We start from the raw sequence: 18,860 nt of genomic DNA on the forward strand, positions 1-18,860 counted from the left end.
CCGACAATGAATGTGAGCCTGACTGCCGAAATGGTGGAGTTCGTCGAGGGCGAAGTCTCCAGCGGCGACTATGTTTCCGCGAGCGAGGTGGTACGCGACGCGATCAGGTTGATGCGCCGTGAAAAGGAGCGAGAGGAAGCGAAGTTCAGGCTCCTCCGCGAAGAGATCGACCGCGGATACGAGCAGTCGGAGCGCGGTGAATTCTCCAGCCGCACGGTCGACGGGATTGCCGAGTCGGTTCTAAATCGGCGAAGCAATCGAAGGTCCGGCTCACCAGGGAAGCCGATCGTGACATAGAGCGAATACTCGCCGAGACCCTTCGTCTTTTCGGCGAAAATCAGGTGCGTCGTTATGCCGGCATCATCGATGCAGGGATTTCCATGCAGGGATTTCCATGCTCCGGGAGAATCCCGCGCGGCCGTCTTCTCGGGATTGGAGTGAGATCAGAGCAGGGGTTCGTTCCTTTCACCTGCAATTCGCAGCGCGCCGCCGAGATGGCGCGTCTCACATCGTCTACTACCGTGTCCCCGGTCGCGCTGACGATCCCGAACTGGCGATCCTTCGGGTCCTCGCTGACGCCATGGAACCGACACGCAGGATCGCCGCGGCGCTGCGCGGGGAAGCTTGATCTGGCGGAGACGCTCGGCACATCTTTTCGGTCTGGCGCCGTTCTCGCGCCCGGCTAAGATGCACCCCCGATGGCGCTGATTCTGCAGGGGGGACTTCGATGGAATTCGCGTTTCCGTGGCCGCTGAGCCAGGGCGAGTGGCTGGCCTGGGCGTCGGCGGCGGTCACTGTTCTGTTCGGGCTCCTGCTCCTGTTCGCGCCGGGAATCTCGCTCCGCGTCCTCCGGCTGCAGCCGACGGCGGAACATCCGGAGGCGATTGCCGGGGCCCGCGCCACCATGTCCGGCTTCTATCTCGGCACGGGCCTGTGCTGTATCCTGCTCGCCCAGCCGCTGCTCTACATGGCGCTCGGCTTCTCCTGGCTGCTGACGGGTTTCGGGCGGATCATTTCGATGCTGTCGGACCGCGGCAACACCGCCTACAACTGGTCTGCGGTCGTTGTCGAACTGGTGCTCGCGGCCCTTCCGCTCGGCTTCGCCTTCGGCTTTCTGCCGTGAATCACCGCGTCGCCGCGTCGACCCCGCGCGGACTGCGACAAAACTGCCGGAAAAGCCTGTTAGAGATCGTGTTGCGGTCGTAAGAAGCCTGTGCTAGACGGCAATCGACTTTCGGCCTGGGGACGCCGTAAATGCACCCTTGCGGCCGGCAAAATGCAATAAGGTCAAAGATTTAGCTAGAGTACCCGACTCGCGCCAAAAATCTTGCGGCCTGTCAGACAGAGAAAAGACGGTCCGTGGCCCAGTCAACCTCGCCCATCTCCGGTGTCGCCGAGCGCTATGCCGCTTCTTTGTTCGACCTCGCCGCCGAGGCGAAGTCCGTACCGGCCGTGGAGGCCGACCTTGGCAGGTTCGAGGCGCTTCTGGAGGGCAGCGAGGATCTGCAGCGGCTGATCAAGAGCCCCGTATTCTCCGCCGACGACCAGGCCCGCGCCATCGCGGCGGTCTTGGAGAAGGCCGGAATCGGTGGGCTCGCCGGCAATTTCCTGCGTGTCGTCGCCAGGAACCGTCGCCTCTTCGCCATTCCCGGAATGATCAAGGCCTTCCGCCGCATCGCCGCAGAACGTCGCGGCGAAGTCGCGGCCGAAGTCACCTCGGCGCATGCGCTTTCCGCCGCCCAGGAGACCGAGCTCAAGGCCGCGCTCAAAAGCGTTGCCGGCAAGGATGTCGCAATCACCGTCACGGTCGATCCGTCCCTGCTCGGTGGCCTTATCGTCAAGATGGGCTCGCGCCAGATCGACACGTCGCTCAAAACCAAACTCAATTCGCTTAAGCTTGCACTGAAAGAGGTCGGCTGATGGATATCCGCGCAGCGGAAATTTCCGCAATTCTGAAAGACCAGATCAAGAACTTCGGCAAGGAAGCCGAGGTCTCGGAAGTCGGTCAGGTTCTTTCCGTCGGCGACGGCATCGCCCGCGTCTACGGTCTGGACAATGTCCAGGCCGGTGAGATGGTCGAGTTCCCCGGTGGCATCCGCGGCATGGCGCTCAACCTCGAGAGCGACAATGTCGGCGTCGTCATCTTCGGCGCCGACCGCGACATCAAGGAAGGCGACACCGTCAAGCGCACCGGCGCCATCGTCGACGTGCCGGTCGGTCCGGCCCTTCTGGGTCGCGTCGTCGACGCCCTCGGCAATCCGATCGACGGCAAGGGCCCGATCAAGGCGACCGAGCGCAAGCGCGTCGACGTCAAGGCCCCCGGCATCATCCCCAGGAAGTCGGTTCACGAGCCGATGTCGACCGGCCTCAAGGCCATCGATGCCCTGATCCCGGTCGGCCGCGGCCAGCGCGAACTGGTGATCGGCGACCGCCAGACCGGCAAGACCGCCATCATCCTCGACACGATCCTGAACCAGAAGGCCATCCACGAGAGCGGCCCGGAGAAGGAGAAGCTCTACTGCGTCTACGTCGCCGTCGGCCAGAAGCGCTCGACCGTCGCGCAGTTTGTGAAGGTGCTCGAGGAGCGCGGCGCGCTCGACTATTCGATCATCATCGCCGCCACCGCTTCCGATCCGGCGCCGATGCAGTTCTTGGCGCCGTTCGCCGGCTGCACCATGGGCGAGTACTTCCGCGACAACGGCCAGCATGCCCTCATCGCCTATGACGATCTGTCGAAGCAGGCCGTCGCCTACCGCCAGATGTCGCTGCTGCTGCGCCGCCCGCCGGGCCGCGAAGCCTATCCCGGCGACGTGTTCTACCTGCATTCCCGCCTGCTCGAGCGCGCGGCGAAGATGAACGATGACAACGGCGCCGGTTCGCTGACCGCCCTGCCAATCATCGAGACGCAGGCCAATGACGTGTCGGCCTACATCCCGACAAACGTGATCTCGATCACGGACGGCCAGATCTTCCTCGAGACCAACCTGTTCTTCCAGGGCATCCGCCCGGCCGTGAACGTCGGTCTCTCGGTGTCGCGCGTCGGCTCGTCGGCGCAGGTCAAGGCGATGAAGCAGGTCGCCGGCTCGATCAAGGGCGAGCTCGCGCAGTACCGCGAAATGGCGGCCTTCGCGCAGTTCGGCTCGGACCTCGACGCCGCGACGCAGCGCCTGCTCAACCGCGGCGCCCGCCTGACCGAGCTCCTGAAGCAGCCGCAATTCTCGCCGCTCAAGACGGAAGAGCAGGTCGCGGTGATCTTTGCCGGCGTCAACGGCTATCTCGACAAACTCGCCCTCAACCAGGTGCAGAAGTTCGAGCAGGGTCTGCTCGCGCATCTGCGCTCGGAAGGCAAGGACGTGCTCGAAGGCATCCGTGCCGAGAAGGCGCTGTCCGACGATCTCCGGGCCAAGCTCAAGGCGCAGATCGACGCCTTCGCCAAGAATTTCGCCTGAGGGAAGTAGGTTCGGGGCATGGCTTCGCTAAAAGACCTCCGCAACCGCATCGCCTCGGTCAAGGCGACGCAGAAGATCACCAAGGCGATGCAGATGGTCGCCGCGGCGAAGCTGCGCCGCGCCCAGGAAGCGGCGGAGGCGGCACGCCCCTATTCGCAGCGCATGGGTGCGGTTCTGGCCAACATCACCCAGGCGGTCGGCGGCGGTGGCGATGCGCCGGCGCTGATGACCGGGACCGGCCGGGACGACGTGCATCTGCTCGTCGTCTGCACGGCCGAGCGCGGCCTCTGCGGCGGCTTCAACAGCCAGATCGCGCGTTTTGCACGCGATCATATCCGCAAGCTGCAGGCAGCCGGCAAGACGGTGAAGATCATTGCCGTGGGCAAGAAGGGCTACGATATCCTTCGCCGCGACTATGCCGCGCTGGTCATCGACCGGATCGAGCTGCGCGAAGTGAAGACGCTGGGCTTCGTCAATGCCGACGCCATCGCCAAGAAGGTGATCGCGCTGTTCGACGACGGCCAGTTCGATGTCTGCACGCTGTTCTACTCGGAGTTCAAGTCGGTGATCTCGCAGATCCCGACGGCGCAGCAGATCATTCCGGCCGCGTCGGCCGCCAATGGCGGCACCGGCGAGGCCGGCGCCGTCTACGAATACGAGCCGGAGCCGGGCGAGATCCTCTCCGACCTCATCCCGCGCAATATCGCCGTCCAGATTTTCCGCGCGCTGCTCGAGAATGCCGCCGGCGAGATGGGCGCCAAGATGAGCGCGATGGACAATGCGACGCGCAACGCCGGCGACATGATCAACAAGCTGTCGATCACCTACAACCGCCAGCGCCAGGCGCAGATCACCAAGGAACTGATCGAGATCATTTCGGGCGCGGAAGCGCTCTAGGCACGGCCGCCGCTTTGCGGCGCGGCACGTGAGAAACCAGATAGGCAAAGGGTAACGAGAGATGGCGAAAGCAGCGACCCCGAAGAAGGCTCCCGCAGCCGCGGCTGCGGCGGCGAAGGAACCCGCAGTGAAGAAGGCGGCTCCCGCCAGGGCTGCCGCGGCGAAGGCACCCACGACGGCGGCAAAGGCCTCCGGTGCGGTCGGCAAGGTGCGCCAGGTCATCGGCGCCGTCGTCGACGTGCAGTTCGAGGATCACCTGCCAGCGATCCTGAATGCGCTCGAGACCGACAATCGCGGCAGCCGGCTGGTTCTGGAGGTCGCGCAGCATCTCGGCGAGAACACGGTGCGCACGATCGCCATGGACTCCACCGATGGTCTCGTCCGCGGGCAGTCGGTCACCGACACCGGGGCGCCGATCTCGGTTCCGGTCGGTCCTGAAATGCTCGGCCGCATCATCAACGTCATCGGCGAGCCCGTCGACGAGGCAGGTCCGCTTACCGCGACGGAACAGCGTGCCATCCATCAGCCGGCTCCGGACTATGTCGACCAGTCGACCGAGGCTCAGATCCTGATCACTGGTATCAAGGTTCTCGACCTGCTGGCTCCTTACGCCAAGGGCGGGAAGATCGGCCTGTTCGGTGGAGCCGGCGTCGGCAAGACCGTGATCATCCAGGAACTGATCAACAACATCGCCAAGGCGCATGGCGGCTTCTCGGTGTTCGCCGGCGTCGGCGAGCGCACCCGCGAAGGCAACGATCTCTATCACGAGTTCATCGAATCGGGTGTCAACAAGAAGGGCGGCGGCGAAGGCTCCAAGGCCGCCCTTGTCTACGGCCAGATGAACGAGCCGCCGGGCGCTCGCGCCCGTGTCGGCCTCACCGGCCTGACCGTTGCGGAATATTTCCGCGACCAGGGCCAGGACGTGCTGTTCTTCGTCGACAACATCTTCCGCTTCACCCAGGCGGGTTCCGAAGTGTCGGCGCTGCTCGGCCGCATTCCCTCGGCGGTGGGCTACCAGCCGACGCTCGCGACCGACATGGGCGCCCTGCAGGAGCGCATCACCACCACGACCAAGGGCTCGATCACCTCGGTCCAGGCCATCTACGTGCCGGCCGACGACCTGACCGACCCGGCGCCGGCGACATCCTTCGCTCACCTCGACGCAACGACGGTGCTCAACCGAGCCATCGCGGAAAAGGGCATCTATCCGGCGGTTGATCCGCTCGATTCGACGTCGCGCATGCTTGATCCGATGATCGTCGGCGAGGAGCATTACCAGGTCGCTCGCCAGGTGCAGTCGATCCTCCAGCGATACAAGTCGCTGCAGGACATCATCGCGATCCTGGGCATGGACGAACTGTCCGAAGAGGACAAGATGACGGTTGCCCGCGCCCGCAAGATCGAGCGCTTCCTGTCGCAGCCCTTCTTCGTCGCCGAAGTCTTCACCGGCTCGCCGGGCAAGCTCGTCGACCTGGCTGACACGATCAAGGGCTTCAAGGGCCTCTGCAACGGCGACTACGACCACCTGCCGGAAGCGGCTTTCTACATGGTCGGCACCATCGAGGAAGCCGTCGAGAAGGCGCAGCGCCTGGCCGCCGAGGCGGCGTAAGCACAACTATCGGAAGGCGCGGGTTTCGGCCCGCGCCCCGCAGTCCGGCCCACGGGCCGAACCGGTGGGTGCTCACCGGATCCTGCTTGAAGAGCGTTTGTGAGACGACATGGCTGAAGCTTTCAAATTCGAACTGGTCTCGCCGGAGCGTTTGCTCGTCTCGCAAGACGTCGAGTCGGTCGTCATCCCGGGCGCCGAAGGCGAGATGACGGTCATGGCGAACCATGCGCCTGTCATGACCACGGTGAAGCCCGGTGTGGTGACGGTCAAGCCGGCAGCGGGCGGGGAAGAGCGTTATGTGGTGTTCGGCGGTTTCGCCGACATCCTGCCTTCGGGCTGCACGCTGCTCGCCGAATCCGCCGTGTCCGTGCGGGACATCGACCGCAACGACCTCGCCCGTCGCATCCAGGAGGCGAGGGAAGACGTCGTCGATGCGAAGGATGACCAGGCGCGGACCAAAGCCGAACAGTTCCTCGGCCAGCTGACGACGCTCGAAGGCGCTATCCTGCCCGCCTGAGCTTTGCAGACATAGCAGAGAAAAGCCGGGCATCGACCCGGCTTTTTTGTTGAGGGACCTCGTCCGATCGTACAGAGGGTCACGCTGTTTCGACCCCCTGCAAGGTACTCTTGCGGCTCGTCCGGTCTCCTCAACGAGGGGAGGCGGGAGGTTTGCCGCGCCTTTCCCTTGATGGAGGGGATTGAAACCAGGCGCGGAGACCAACGGCCTTGCAGACGGGAGACCCGCGCCGACCCGCCGGCATGTCTGACATGGGGTTGAATAGGCCGATACCGCTGCCTCCGAGCGCATGGCAATTGTCTGAGTCAAGTCAAGCCGCCGGCTCTTTCGAATGCTCGTCACAGTGAGCAATGGGTCACACAGGCGGCCCGCTCTTTCAGCCGCGCGGAGTGTGCCGCAGGCAATCGCCAACTGTCGCGATCAGGCCGTCGGACGGTAGTGGAATGATGAGTCGGGCGCTTGCCATGGTTTCGAGCTATGGTTCTTGATGACCGAAACGCATTTCTGTGCGATGAGATGAATGGAGGCTGGGTATGGGCTGGTCCTTGAACCTCGGCACGATTGCGGGCACGACGCTGCGCGTCCACGTCCTGTTCCTGTTGCTCCTGGTGTGGGTGCGGATCATGCACTTCAACACCGGCGGTGCCCAGGCTGCATGGGAGGGCGTGCTCTTCGTGATCGCCGTCTTTGCCTGCGTCATACTGCATGAGTTCGGCCACATCGCCGCCGCGCGCTACTACGGAATAAGAACGCCCGACATCACACTCCTTCCGATCGGTGGGGTCGCGCGCCTGGAACGCATACCGGAAAAGCCCGTAGAGGAGATCGTAGTTGCCCTGGCTGGGCCGCTGGTCAACGTCGTGATTGCCGCCCTGATCTTTTTCTATCTGGGGCGATGGTCAACCGCGCAGGAACTCGTCTTGATCGAGGACCCGCGGCTCGACTTCCTGGCCCGCCTCGCCGCCGTCAACGTGTTCCTGGTCCTCTTCAACCTCATTCCCGCCTTTCCCATGGATGGCGGCAGGGTGCTGAGGGCAGTGATGGCGATTTTCATGCCATGGTGGCGGGCGACGCAGATCGCCGCCACCATCGGGCAAGGCCTCGCTTTTGTCTTCGGCTTCCTTGGCCTGTTTTACAACCCGCTGCTGATCCTGATCGCGGTCTTCGTTTATCTCGCTGCGGCTGCCGAGGCACAGAACGCGCAGTTGCGCGACGTTGCATCAAGCCTGCTTGTGCGGGACGTCATGGTCACCGATTTCGCGACCCTCGAACGTTCTGCGACCATCGAGGAGGCGGTGGAGAAGCTGCTGGCGACGACGCAGCACGAATTCCCCGTTGTCGGCGAGGACGGACGTTTCGCCGGCCTGCTGACCCGCAACGACATCGTCAAGGCGCTGAAGGAGAGCGGCGCGTCTGCATCCGTCGTTGGCGGCATGCGGTCCGACATTCCCGTGGTCGACGGGCAGCAAAGCCTGCGGGCCTGCCTGCGGTTGATGCAGGAGAAGGGCGCGCCAGCCGTGGCGGTGACAGCCCGGGACGATCGGCTCGTCGGCCTGATGACCTTCGAAACTCTTGGCGAAATGCTGATGGTCCGTTCGGCGCTTGCGGATGGCTTTCGCTTCGGACGTCTGCGCCGCGAGGGGCTCCAGACGAAAGGACGTCACGCCCGGGAAACATAGTTCGGGCCGGCAAGCTCCGGAAAGACACGCCCGATAACGGCGACGGTAGCGATAGGCTCGAACCGGCGGATTTGCATCTTTGCCCACGCGCTTTACGATCGTGAAACGAACATGGGAAGGGATGGATGTGATGAAAACCGCCATGCTTCCGGCAGGCGAGGTAGTTCCCCGTCTGGGCCAGGGCACCTGGAATATGGGCGAGGATCCGCGTCGCCGCGCCGAAGAGGTGGCCGCCCTGCGACTCGGCCTCGACCTCGGCATGACGCTGATCGATACGGCCGAGATGTATGCTTCCGGCGGCGCCGAAGCGATCGTCGCGGAGGCCATGGCCGGGAGGCGGCAGGAGGTCTTCATCGTCAGCAAGGTGCTGCCGACCAATGCGACGCGGCGGGGTGTCCAAAAAGCCTGCGAGGCAAGTCTCGAAAGATTGCGAACCGAGGTCATCGACCTCTATCTGCTGCACTGGCGCGGCGCGATGCCGCTATCGGAAACCATCGAGGCTTTCGAGGAGCTGAAGTCGGCCGGCAAGATACGGCATTGGGGCGTCAGCAACTTCGACACGGACGACATGGAAGAACTGCTGCGCCTCCCGGCCGGTGCGGCGGTGCAGACGAACCAGGTCCTCTACAACCTCACACGACGCGGTATCGACTACGACCTGCTGCCCTGGTCCAACCGTCGCCGCATCCCGGTCATGGCCTATTCTCCGGTGGAGCAGGGCAGGCTCGGCAACGACAGGCGGCTCGAGGCGATGGCACGACGCCTGGGCGCCACCGCCGCGCAGGTCGCCTTGGCTTGGCTGCTGCGCCAGGACGGCGTGATCGCCATCCCCAAGGCCAGCCGTCCGCAGCATGTCAGGGACAACCGGGCGGCACTCGACCTCGAACTGACGACTGAGGATCTGGCTGAAGTCGACCGCGCCTTTCCGCCTCCCCGGGGCAAGCGGCCGCTGGAAATGATATGAAGGCTTGCGCGTGAGCTGGTCATAACCACCTGCGCACACTTCGCTTGTAGCCGAGATAGGCGTCGCCGAACTTGCGCGCGAGATAGATCTCTTCGCGCGCCACCACGCCATGGCGGATCACCAGATAGAACGGCACCAGCAGGATCAGATGCCATAGGCTGTCGAAGCCGATGGAGACACCGACGAGGCCGATGAACATGGCGACATAGATTGGATTGCGGCTGTAGCGATACGGGCCATCGGATACGATGCTGGTCGTCGGTACGCTTGTGGGGACCGCCGTTCCTGCCCGGCGAAAGGTCGAGGCGGCCCAGAACAGCAACGCGAGACCGGCGAGGAAGACGAGGCCGCCGACCCAGCTGGCCGGCATTGCGGCCGGCAGAAACGGCAGCGGATACAGCCACTGAAGAACGAGCCCCGCCACGACTGCCAGCGCCATGGCGATCGGTGGGCGCACGATCGGGCCCGATGTGTCGTGGAGATTGCCGCTCGCCTCGCTCATCTCGCCATCAGGTGATGCTTGGACCTCGGCGGCGATCATAGCACAAGGGGTGCCCTTGTGTGGAAACCTGGCGCATCGGCCGGCACGCACGGCGGCCAAGCGCCCTTGCACGTCCGGATGAACGCCTGGCGCTCACGAAATCGACGCGCTGCGTGCGCGCCGCAGAGAGACGATCAAACCGATAAGGGACCTTGGAACGGAGCGAAACGCGCATGTTCCGCGACCAGCTTCGCTACCGTATCCCGAAACAACCCGTGGCCGCCCGGTCTCCATCCCAGCCTTTGCAGCCTGTCGGTCGCCATGACGCCCAGCGAAGAGGCATCCGCCCTGCCAGGCAAGGCATGCGGCGATCCCGTTCTTTCTTTGACGATGGCGAGCAGGTCGTGCCGGTCCACCACTATGTCGGAGACGTTGAAGAGCTTCCCGGACATCGTTTTTGCGGCCACCGTGAGCATCAGCTCGACCGCGGTGGCCACATCCTCGCCATGGACCTCCGTGCCGGCTCGAGGCTCTATGGGTTTGCCCGCGAGATAGTCGCCGAGCAGTGCGGACCATTTATGCTCCCGGCCCGGTCCCGCCGGACCGTAGACGCCGGTGATGCGCAGCGATGCCGTAGCGAATTCGGGCGTTGTCAGCCGGCCCAGGGCCGACTCGGCGGCGAGCTTGGCCTTGCCGTAGAGCGTGTCGGGGGCGCAGGCCAGGTCCTCGTGCAGAGGAGCACCAGGCGCCTCCCCGCCATAGGCGGCGCGGCTGGACAGGAAAATGGTCCGCGCCACGCCGGCACGCCGGGCCGCATCGAACAGGGCGACCGAACCCTCATGGTTTCGTCGCCAGAAGCCGTCGGGATCGCCGCCCTCGCCGCCCCTGTACTTTCCCGGCAGATGATCGAAGGCTGCGTGGACGAAGAAATCCATCCCGTCGAATGCCTGGAATTGATCGCGGTCGGGGTCGAGGGCTCCCTCGAGGAAGCGTACGGGATTGCTGAAGAAGCCTTTCGGCGGAGACGTGCGGCCTAGCACAATGACGTCGTGGCCGGCCGCAGCGAGATGCTCGACGATGAACCGTCCGACCAGGCCGGTGCCGCCCGATACCAATGTCGCCGGCCGTCTCATCCCCGCGCGGCCGGGCCGGGCAGGGCGGCGATGTCGGGGATAGGCCCGCCGTCGTGAAAGGCCTGCCACAGTGCGATCAACGGGCCGAGCCTGTCGGCCTTGGGATGGTTCTTCTCCCAGGGCTTTTCATACTGGTAGTGAAGCACCGCGATCGACTTCCAGTCCCACAGTTCGGGCAGGTTGAACCAGACATATTGCAGCATGTTGCAGAACACGGGCAGGCCGTGCCAGTCGGGAAAGAAGGCCTGCAGGAAGGTCTGGTCGGTCCGCGGCCAGAAGGCATCGGGCCGGTCGAGACGGGCGAGCATGCCGGCAAAGGTCTCATGCGACGGCTTTGCGACGAATACGCCTGAATTCAGCCGGTGGAAGTCGGCCAGGCTCTCATAGACGTTCGGAGCGGCCGAGAACTCAGGGTAGGAGAACAGCCGGTCTATGTTGCGCAGCACGATCGCATCGGCGTCGATGAAGACGATCTTCTCAAATTCGACATGCTGCCACAGGCGAAGCTTGGCGAAATTGTCGAGCGGTGTATGGAATTCAGGCTTTCGTCCCTTGGTGAAGGGCGCATTGGCATGAAGCCTGGCCCGCGCATGCCGCTCGTTGAACGCCTCCGACGTCGGCAGCAGCTCCGCCTCGCACAGGCGTGCGCCCAGCGCGGAGAGCGGCGCGAGGTCGCGGGCAGCAACGCCACCTGTATACAGCACGAGGATGTCCGCTTCGGTGCCGGTCAGGCGCAGTGAGCGGACCAGCGCGAGCGCCCCCCTCGCATAGTCGGCATTGGTGACCAGCGTCGCATAGGCGCGGCCCGCCGAGACCTTGGTCACGAGACGCTCTTCAGCCGCTTGCCCTCGGGGTCGCGTTCCAGCGTCGGGGCGATGTCCTTCGTCCAGGCGGACACGGCCGGAATGCGGCTCCGGTCGACGCGATAGGCATATTTCTTCGCTACGTCGATGACTTCCGAGAGCAGGCCCTTTTCCAGCGTGATCGGTTCCAGGCCGAGCTCCCTGAACTGGTCGTTGCGCACGACGAGTTCGTTCTCGACCGCCTCCTTGCGCGGATTGGGCAGATGCGCGATGCGGGCGCCCGTAATCTCGGAAACGATCCTGGCCAGGTCGCGGACGCGGTGCGTCTCCGTCATCTGGTTGAAGATCTTCACCTTGTCGCCGCGCTTGGGCGGATTGTCGAGCGCGAGCTCGATGCAGCGGACCGAATCCTGGATATGTATGAAGGCGCGGGTCTGTCCGCCGGTGCCGTGCACTGTGAGGGGATGGCCGATCGCCGCCTGGATGAGGAAGCGGTTGAGCACCGTGCCGTAGTCGCCGTCATAGTCGAACCGGTTGATGAGCTGCAGGTGCTGCCGCGTCTCTTGCGTGTGCGTGCCCCAGACGATGCCCTGGTGCAGGTCGGTGATGCGCACGCCGTCGTTCTTCGCATAGAATTGGAAGAGCAGCTGATCGAGGCATTTGGTCATGTGGTAGATAGAGCCGGGATTAGCCGGATAAAGGATGTCCTGGCTCGCCGTCTCGCCGGTCAGCGTTTCGATGCCGACCGACAGGTAGCCCTCCGGGATGGCCGCCCCGATCGTCGAATAGCCGTAGACGCCCATTGTGCCGAGGTGGACGAGATGGGCATCCTGATCGAGCTCGACCAGCGCGTTGAGCAGGTTGTGGGTGGCGTTGACGTTATTGTTGACCGTATAGTTCTTGTGCCGGTCGCTCTTCATCGAATAGGGCGCGGCGCGCTGTTCGGCGAAATGGATGACCGCGTCCGGCCGATGGTCGGCCAGCCAGCGTTTGAGCACCTCATAGTCGCGCGCGAGGTCGATCAGGTGGAAATGGATGCGCCGCCCGGTCTCCAGATGCCAGATGCGGGTGCGTTCCTGGATGGAATCCATCGGCGTCAGCGACTGTACGCCGAGTTCGGTGTCGATCCAGCGGCGCGACAAATTGTCGAGAATATGGATCTCGTGGCCGCGCGCCGAAAGATGCAAGGCCGTCGGCCATCCGATGAAGCCGTCGCCGCCCAGAATTGCAAGCCGCATCGAATCGCTCCCTCGCTGGTAAGACGCATTTGCCGCAAATCTAGTTTGACAGCAATTTCAAAGCGAGATGCGACTGGATCGATCACAAAAGGTTTCCAGTCGACACATAAGTAGGGCAGTCACGCCACGGCGGACAGCCAGAAGACGGCCGCGCCGGCGACGAGCGAGACGGGCAGCGCCAGCGCCACCTGGATTGCGAAGGCGCGGCTGCCGAAGGCGATCGCGTAGGCGGCTTTCGCCATCGTGTTGGAGGCCACGGCGATGGCGATCGCCGCGGCGGCCACCGTCGTCGACAGTGTGTCCAGCATGCCCGCGACCGTCACCGTCACCGCATCGACGTCGGCCAGACCCGACAAGGTGGAGACCACCAGCACGCCGCTCTCGCCATACCATGCAGCGGCAGCGCGCGCGATGAAGGCGACGGCGACGAGCACCAACGCCATGGTGACGACGGAATCGAGATCGAACGGGTTTTTTGGTTTATGTTCCTGATGCTCGGTCGCGTCCTTGCGGGCGAGCAGGCCGGCATAGGCGATCATCATAAAAGCGGCAGCCAATAGGGCCGGTACCAGAAGCTTCATCAACGGGGCAGCCAGCAGGCCGACCAGGAAGGCGGTCCTGATACAGGAGACGGCCGAGGCCGCGAGCGTGCCCGCCGCCAGCGTAGGGGCATCGGCCCCGCCGGCCGCGCGGCGGGCATTGGTGAGCGTGGTTCCGGTCGAGGAGACAAGGCCGCCCACCGCTCCGGCCACCAGCTCGCCGCGCGCGCTTCCCAGCAACTTCACCGCGATGTAGCCGCAGAAGGAGATGGCGGCCAGCATGATGACCAGTATCCAGGTCCTTGCCGGCGAAATGCCGCCGAACGGACCGATCGGATCGGAAGGAACCAGCGGCAGGATGACGAAGGTCATGGCGAGCAGGATGATCGCCGCGCGCAGCTCGTCCCAGGAGAGCCGGCGCACGAAGCCGTGCAGCGCTTCGCGGCTGGCGAGCACGGCGACCAGCACGACACCGCCCGCAGATGCCAGGCCAATGTCGCCGACGACCGCGACGACGCCGAGCGCGAAGGTCAGCATGGCGGCGACCACCGATGTGACGCTGAAGTCGTTCTCGGCGACCTGTTCGCGATACTGGAAGACGGCGAAAACCGAGGAGAAGGCAATGAAGACGCCGACCACGGTGATCGCCGCCGCGGGGCCCGACTGCGGGAACGCGTGCGCGATCAGTCCGGTGACGCCGCCCAGCATGCCGATGAGGATGTAGGTCCTCAGCCCGGCCGTGCGTCCCCCCGCTCCGGCGTCGCGTTCACGCCAATGGCGTTCGGCGCCGACCAGGGCGCCGATCGCGATCGCCAGACCGAGCCGCTCGAAGATTTCGATGTCCATGAGCGGACCTTATCGGCCGAATTGCTCAAGGCGGTCAATCGCGACAATAAGCGGGTCACGCCAGATGCCGGAAGGCGGCGACCACTTCTTCATAGACTTTGCGCTTGAACGGCACGATCAATTCGGGCAGCTCGGCCATAGGCTTCCACGCCCAGGCGTCGAATTCCGGTTCGTGGCCGCCCGGAGGCGGCTGGATGGAGATCTCGCTGTCGTCGCCCTCGAAGCGGAAGGCGAACCATCTCTGCGCCTGACCGCGGAATTTTCCCTTGAGCGCGATGCCCAGGACCTCGCGCGGCAGATCGTATTTGATCCACTCCGGCGCCTCGGCGAGCAGTGAGACGGAGCGGATCCCGGTCTCTTCATAGAGTTCGCGGCGGGCCGCCGGCAGGGGCTCCTCGCCCTTGTCGATACCGCCCTGCGGCATCTGCCAGAGCTGCGTGCTGCCGGCGAACTCGCTGTCCGACGCGGCGATGCGCCTGCCGGCCCAGACGAGCCCGTCGCGATTGAGCACCATGATGCCCACGCACGGGCGGTAGGGCAGGGTTTCGGGGTTGATCGTCCGGTTCTTCTTGGCCATGATTTCCGTTATCCGCGCTCGGGATCGCTGGCAACAGCGGAGACCGGGACGATCTCGATGCCGCGACGCTTCGCCTCTTCCACCCAACTTGCGACGGCATCGACGGTCGCGTCGAAGGCGGAGCCGGTGCCGACGGCATAACCCTTGGCGCGGGCGATGCGCTCCAACTCGTCGAGTTTCTTCAGGATATCGCCGCGCTCCCGGGCGGCGTCGATTGCCGTGTCGCCGGCCGCGAAGGGCACGCCCGACTTCAGGGCGAGCTCGGCCGCCGTGCTGCGGGCCGAGGAGCCGTCGTCGAGATAAAGCAGGCCGCGCCTGCCGAGTTCCTCCATGAGGGGCGCCATGGCGTCGGCGTCGGCCGAGAAGCGCGCGCCCATGTAGTTCATCACCCCGGTGTAATTGGTGATGCGCGACAGCGACCAGCGCAGGGCCTCGACGTTCTCGGCCGGGCTGGCCGCGACCGTCAAAGTGTTGCGGCCGGGATCGACATTCGGATAGTCGAACGGCTCCAGCGGCACCTGCATGACGATTTCGTGGCCGCGCTGGCGCGCAGCCTGCATCCAGCGGCCGAGGCTGTTGCCCTGCGAGGCGAAGGCGAGCGTCACCTCGGGAGGCAGCTTTTCGATCGCCTCCATCGTCCCCGTCTGGGAAACGCCAAGGCCGCCGATCACGATGGCGACGCGGGCGCCGCGGGCGCCCGACCACGGCCGGGCATAGACATCGAAAGGCCGCCGCCCGTCGGCGGAGCGGATCGGCAGCGGGCCTATGGCCGACGCCTCGATGAGCGCCTTGTCGGGCAGATGGGCCACCCTGAGATTCTGCCCGATCGCCGACGGATCACGGAGGATGACGACATTGCCGCCCGAGCGCGGCGTTTCGGGGTCTACGCGGATGATTGCAGGGCTTCCGTCGGTCGGGGCCTGCTTGGAGGGCGCGGGATGGGCCCGGGCGATGTCGGACGCAGGGGCGGGCTCCGGAGCCGCCGCGACGACAGGCGTGCGGAAGGGCCTTTCGCGCAGGGCGACAAGGCTGGAGGCCGCCACGATGACGACAGCCGCCAGGACCAGCCCGACGCCGCCTTTCGTCACCTTGAAGAGGCGCCGGCCTTGCTGCCGCGCCTTGGCCGACTGCCCGAGCGGGCTGTCGAGGGAATTGTTCGCTGGCGACATCGCGCCCCCCTGCCGCGAACCGGTTTCCGAAGCATGTCTCCCGAAAGTGTGCTGCCGTTTCGGGAAAAAGACATGCGCCAAATCTAGACCCTAAAGCGCGTCGCGACCCTTCGGATTCGCTTTGCACGCTTTAGCTGTTTGTTCTTGCGCATGTCTTTGTCCCCGAAACCGGTTCCCGCATCAGGGAGACATGCTTTGGAATCGAGACTGCCGGAATCGGACGACCCCGGCAGTCGAGCAACGATGACACGGCGGCCGGTCGGCCGCCCGTCGCTACTGGTCGAGCACGGCCTGGTCCGGATTCGGCGGGAAGGCCGCATCCGTCTTGGCGCCGCGCAGCAGGTCGAGCGCGTGGCCGAGCTGGAGGTCGTCCTTCGGATCCGGCGGCACGTAGGCGGCAGAGCCCGAGCCCTGATCGCTCTCTTCGACGCCCTTGATGTGACCCTTCAGATCGGACTCGCCGCGCGACACGTCGCGACCCTGCAACTCCGGCGGCAGCGGCTGCTCGATCTTGATGTCGGGGGTGATGCCCTTGCCCTGGATCGACTTGCCCGACGGCGTGTAATAGAGCGCGGTGGTGAGCCGCAGGGCACCGTTCTCGGCGAGCGGGATGATGGTCTGGACCGAGCCCTTGCCGAAGGACTGGGTGCCGAGCACGGTGGCCCGGCGCTGATCCTGCAACGCGCCCGCGACGATCTCGGACGCGCTGGCCGAGCCGCCGTTGATCAGCACGATGATCGGCTTGCCGTCGGTCAGGTCGCCGGCGCGCGCGTCGAACCGCGTGATGTCCTTCGGGTCGCGTCCACGCGTCGAGACGATCTCGCCCCGGTCGAGGAAGTCGTCGGAGACCGCCACGGCCTGGTCGAGCAGGCCGCCCGGATTGAGGCGCAGGTCGAGCACATAGCCCCTGAGCTTGTCGGCCGGAATCTGCTTCTTGATCGTCTCGATCGCAGTGCGCAGATCGTCGTCCGTCTTTTCGGTGAAGGACGTGATCTTCATGTAGCCGACATCGTTCTCGACGCGGAACTTGACCGCCTTCACCTTGATGACGTCGCGCACGATGGTCAGCTTGATCGGCTTGTCGGCCCCTTCGCGCAGGATCGTGAGCTCGATCGGCGTGTTGACCAGGCCGCGCATCTTGTCGACCGCCTCGCTGAGAGTGAGGCCGCGCACCTCCTCGCCGTCGATCGCCGAGATGAAGTCGCCGGCAAGCACGCCTGCGCGGGCCGCGGGCGTGTCGTCGATCGGCGTGATCACCTTGACGAGCTCGTTCTCCATCGTCACCTCGATGCCGAGGCCGCCGAACTCGCCCTTGGTCTGGACGCGCATGTCCTTGGCGGCATCGGGATTGAGATAGGAGGAATGCGGATCGAGCGAGGTGAGCATGCCGTTGATGGCGTTCTCGACCAGGGATTTCTCGTCCGGCGGGGTGACGTACTGGCTGCGCACGCGCTCGAAAATATCGCCGAAAATGGCCAGCTGCCGGTAGGTCTCGGACCCTGCCGCATTCGCCGTCGTACCCACCGCCCCGTGGACCAGGCTCATGGCCGAGGCACCCATCAGCGCTCCGGCAAGCAGAAGCGACACCTTACGAATCATTTCCTGTCCTTCCAGAAAGACGCTCCGACCACCACGGTGCCGGATCGACGGGTTTTCCATCCTTGCGGAACTCAATATAGAGTTCCGGCGCGGTATTGCCATTCTCGAAAGCCGCAGCGCTCGCCACCCTGGCTTCCCCCATGGTGCCCACCGGCTCGCCCGCCAGGACGGACTGACCCAGCGACACGCTGATTCTGCCCATTCCCGCCAAGACGACATGATAGCCGTCGCCGGCGTTCAGGATCAAGAGTTGACCATAGGAGCGGAACGGACCGGCATAAAGCACGCTGCCATCGGCGGGCGCGGTGACGATGGCGCCCGATTGTGTCGCAAGCATGTCGCCCCGCATCACCCCGCCGTTACCGTCACCCTTGCCGAAACGGCGGCTGAAACGGCCGGCCGCGGGCAGCGCCAGCTTTCCCTGCATCAGCGAGAACGGCGCTGTCTCGATCAGCCGGTTGGCCTCCGGCACCGGCAGGGCGGCGAGCGTCGCCTCGCGCGCCTTGCGTGCTTCCTCGGCGCGGCGCGCCTTCTCCTCGGCCGAACGGGTGGCGGCGATATCCTTCTCGAGGGATGCGATGAGATCCTGCAGATTCCGGGACTTTGCGGCGAGCCGTTCGGATTTCTGCCGCTCTTCGTCGAGCGCTGCCTCGGACTTCTGCTGGAGCGTCTGCTTCTCCAGCAGGAGCAGGTTGAGCCGCTGCTGCTCGGCGACCTGCTCGCCGATCGTGGCGCTCAGCCGGTCGCGCTCGGCTTCGATCGTCGCGGCGATCCGGGCGAGTTCCTTGAGATCGTTCAGCAGCACGGCCGTCTCCGCGCGCAGTTCCGGCACCACCGCGCCGAGCAGGATGGCGCTGCGCACGGAGGAGAGCGCGTCCTCGGGCTTGACGAGCAGGGCCGGCGGCGGGTTCAGGCCCATGCGCTGCAGCGCCCCCAGCACCTCAGCCAGCACGTCGCGCCGCGCGCTGAGCGAAAGCTGGATCTCCTCCTGCTGCCCCTTGAGCCCGGCCAGGCGGTCGGTGATGTCCTCGACGTCCTGGGAGAGCTTCTTTTCGGTCTTGGCGGTCTGGATCAGGGCGGCCGTCAGGCTCGCATGGTCCTTGCGCATATCGGCGATCTCGGCAGACAGCCGGTCGAGCCGTTCCTTGGACAGCGCGATCTCGCGCGAGACGCGCTCATATTCCGCCTGGCTCTCGGCCTGACGGGCCTCCATCTCCGCGGCGCCGTCGGCTTCCTGGCCGAAGGCCGGCGGCGCCGCCAGCGCCGCGACGAGCAGGAGGAGCCGCGCCACCGCGCCTGATTTGGACAACATAGCGCTCACCGTGCCAACCGGATCATGAAGCCTCGACCTTAGAATCGG

Annotated in this window: 18 protein-coding genes; 9 read left to right on the top strand and 9 right to left on the bottom strand. The window is 65.1% G+C overall.

Annotated features, from left to right (window positions below; all coding sequences use genetic code 11):
• The first annotated feature begins 6 nt into the window (after positions 1–6).
• The 9 genes from JN280_RS06855 (at position 7) to JN280_RS06895 (ending at position 9,115) form a co-directional block, all read left to right on the top strand.
• Positions 7–297 (top strand): type II toxin-antitoxin system ParD family antitoxin, encoded by a 291-nt coding sequence (locus JN280_RS06855; RefSeq protein WP_202310966.1) that lies wholly within the window; start codon positions 7–9, stop codon positions 295–297.
• 430 nt (positions 298–727) lie between these two features.
• Positions 728–1,123: an AGROH133_08824 family phage infection protein gene (locus JN280_RS06860; RefSeq protein WP_202310967.1), complete on the top strand. Its 396-nt coding sequence runs from the start codon at positions 728–730 to the stop codon at positions 1,121–1,123.
• Positions 1,124–1,359: 236 nt separating this feature from the next.
• Complete coding sequence (locus JN280_RS06865; RefSeq protein WP_202310968.1) at positions 1,360–1,920, top strand: F0F1 ATP synthase subunit delta; 561 nt, start codon at positions 1,360–1,362, stop codon at positions 1,918–1,920.
• Positions 1,920–3,449: a F0F1 ATP synthase subunit alpha gene (gene atpA, locus JN280_RS06870; RefSeq protein WP_202310969.1), complete on the top strand. Its 1,530-nt coding sequence runs from the start codon at positions 1,920–1,922 to the stop codon at positions 3,447–3,449. The genes JN280_RS06865 and atpA overlap by 1 nt, the downstream gene beginning before the upstream one ends.
• An 18-nt stretch (positions 3,450–3,467) precedes the next feature.
• Positions 3,468–4,346, top strand: coding sequence for a F0F1 ATP synthase subunit gamma (locus JN280_RS06875; RefSeq protein ID WP_202310970.1), 879 nt, complete (start codon positions 3,468–3,470; stop codon positions 4,344–4,346).
• A gap of 61 nt (positions 4,347–4,407) precedes the next feature.
• Positions 4,408–5,955 carry a F0F1 ATP synthase subunit beta gene (atpD, locus tag JN280_RS06880; RefSeq protein WP_202310971.1) on the top strand — a complete coding sequence of 516 codons (1,548 nt, stop codon included), beginning with the start codon at positions 4,408–4,410 and terminating at the stop codon, positions 5,953–5,955.
• Between the two features lie 109 nt (positions 5,956–6,064).
• The gene (locus JN280_RS06885) at positions 6,065–6,472 is read left to right on the top strand and encodes a F0F1 ATP synthase subunit epsilon (protein ID WP_202310972.1); all 408 of its coding nucleotides are present in this window, start codon (positions 6,065–6,067) and stop codon (positions 6,470–6,472) included.
• Between the two features lie 533 nt (positions 6,473–7,005).
• The gene (locus JN280_RS06890) at positions 7,006–8,151 is read left to right on the top strand and encodes a site-2 protease family protein (protein WP_202310973.1); all 1,146 of its coding nucleotides are present in this window, start codon (positions 7,006–7,008) and stop codon (positions 8,149–8,151) included.
• Between the two features lie 121 nt (positions 8,152–8,272).
• On the top strand, positions 8,273–9,115 hold the full coding sequence (locus tag JN280_RS06895) for an aldo/keto reductase (protein ID WP_446720814.1): 843 nt from the start codon (positions 8,273–8,275) through the stop codon (positions 9,113–9,115).
• A gap of 19 nt (positions 9,116–9,134) precedes the next feature.
• Here JN280_RS06895 and JN280_RS06900 read toward each other — a convergent pair whose 3' ends face one another.
• The 9 genes from JN280_RS06900 to JN280_RS06940 all read right to left on the bottom strand — a co-directional run bounded on the left by JN280_RS06900 (position 9,135) and on the right by JN280_RS06940 (position 18,812).
• Positions 9,135–9,617, bottom strand: coding sequence for a methyltransferase family protein (locus JN280_RS06900; RefSeq protein WP_202310975.1), 483 nt, complete (start codon positions 9,615–9,617; stop codon positions 9,135–9,137).
• A gap of 173 nt (positions 9,618–9,790) precedes the next feature.
• The gene (locus JN280_RS06905; RefSeq protein WP_202310976.1) at positions 9,791–10,729 is read right to left on the bottom strand and encodes an NAD-dependent epimerase/dehydratase family protein; all 939 of its coding nucleotides are present in this window, start codon (positions 10,727–10,729) and stop codon (positions 9,791–9,793) included.
• A complete protein-coding gene (locus JN280_RS06910) occupies positions 10,726–11,553 on the bottom strand; it encodes a glycosyltransferase (RefSeq protein ID WP_202310978.1) in 828 nt (275 codons plus the stop codon). Before JN280_RS06910 ends, JN280_RS06905 begins: the two co-directional genes overlap by 4 nt.
• A complete protein-coding gene (locus JN280_RS06915) occupies positions 11,550–12,770 on the bottom strand; it encodes an NAD-dependent epimerase/dehydratase family protein (protein WP_202310979.1) in 1,221 nt (406 codons plus the stop codon). Before JN280_RS06915 ends, JN280_RS06910 begins: the two co-directional genes overlap by 4 nt.
• A 119-nt stretch (positions 12,771–12,889) precedes the next feature.
• The gene (locus tag JN280_RS06920) at positions 12,890–14,155 is read right to left on the bottom strand and encodes an MgtC/SapB family protein (RefSeq protein WP_202310980.1); all 1,266 of its coding nucleotides are present in this window, start codon (positions 14,153–14,155) and stop codon (positions 12,890–12,892) included.
• Positions 14,156–14,210: 55 nt separating this feature from the next.
• Positions 14,211–14,732 (bottom strand): RNA pyrophosphohydrolase, encoded by a 522-nt coding sequence (locus JN280_RS06925; protein ID WP_202310981.1) that lies wholly within the window; start codon positions 14,730–14,732, stop codon positions 14,211–14,213.
• An 8-nt stretch (positions 14,733–14,740) separates the two neighbouring features.
• On the bottom strand, positions 14,741–15,901 hold the full coding sequence (locus JN280_RS06930; RefSeq protein WP_202310982.1) for a divergent polysaccharide deacetylase family protein: 1,161 nt from the start codon (positions 15,899–15,901) through the stop codon (positions 14,741–14,743).
• Positions 15,902–16,174: 273 nt separating this feature from the next.
• The gene (locus JN280_RS06935) at positions 16,175–17,500 is read right to left on the bottom strand and encodes a S41 family peptidase (protein ID WP_202310983.1); all 1,326 of its coding nucleotides are present in this window, start codon (positions 17,498–17,500) and stop codon (positions 16,175–16,177) included.
• Positions 17,490–18,812, bottom strand: coding sequence for a murein hydrolase activator EnvC family protein (locus JN280_RS06940; RefSeq protein WP_202310984.1), 1,323 nt, complete (start codon positions 18,810–18,812; stop codon positions 17,490–17,492). Before JN280_RS06940 ends, JN280_RS06935 begins: the two co-directional genes overlap by 11 nt.
• Positions 18,813–18,860 lie beyond the last annotated feature (48 nt).

It is taken from the genome of Mesorhizobium sp. L-8-10 (assembly GCF_016756635.1).
In the GTDB taxonomy this organism is placed as follows: domain Bacteria; phylum Pseudomonadota; class Alphaproteobacteria; order Rhizobiales; family Rhizobiaceae.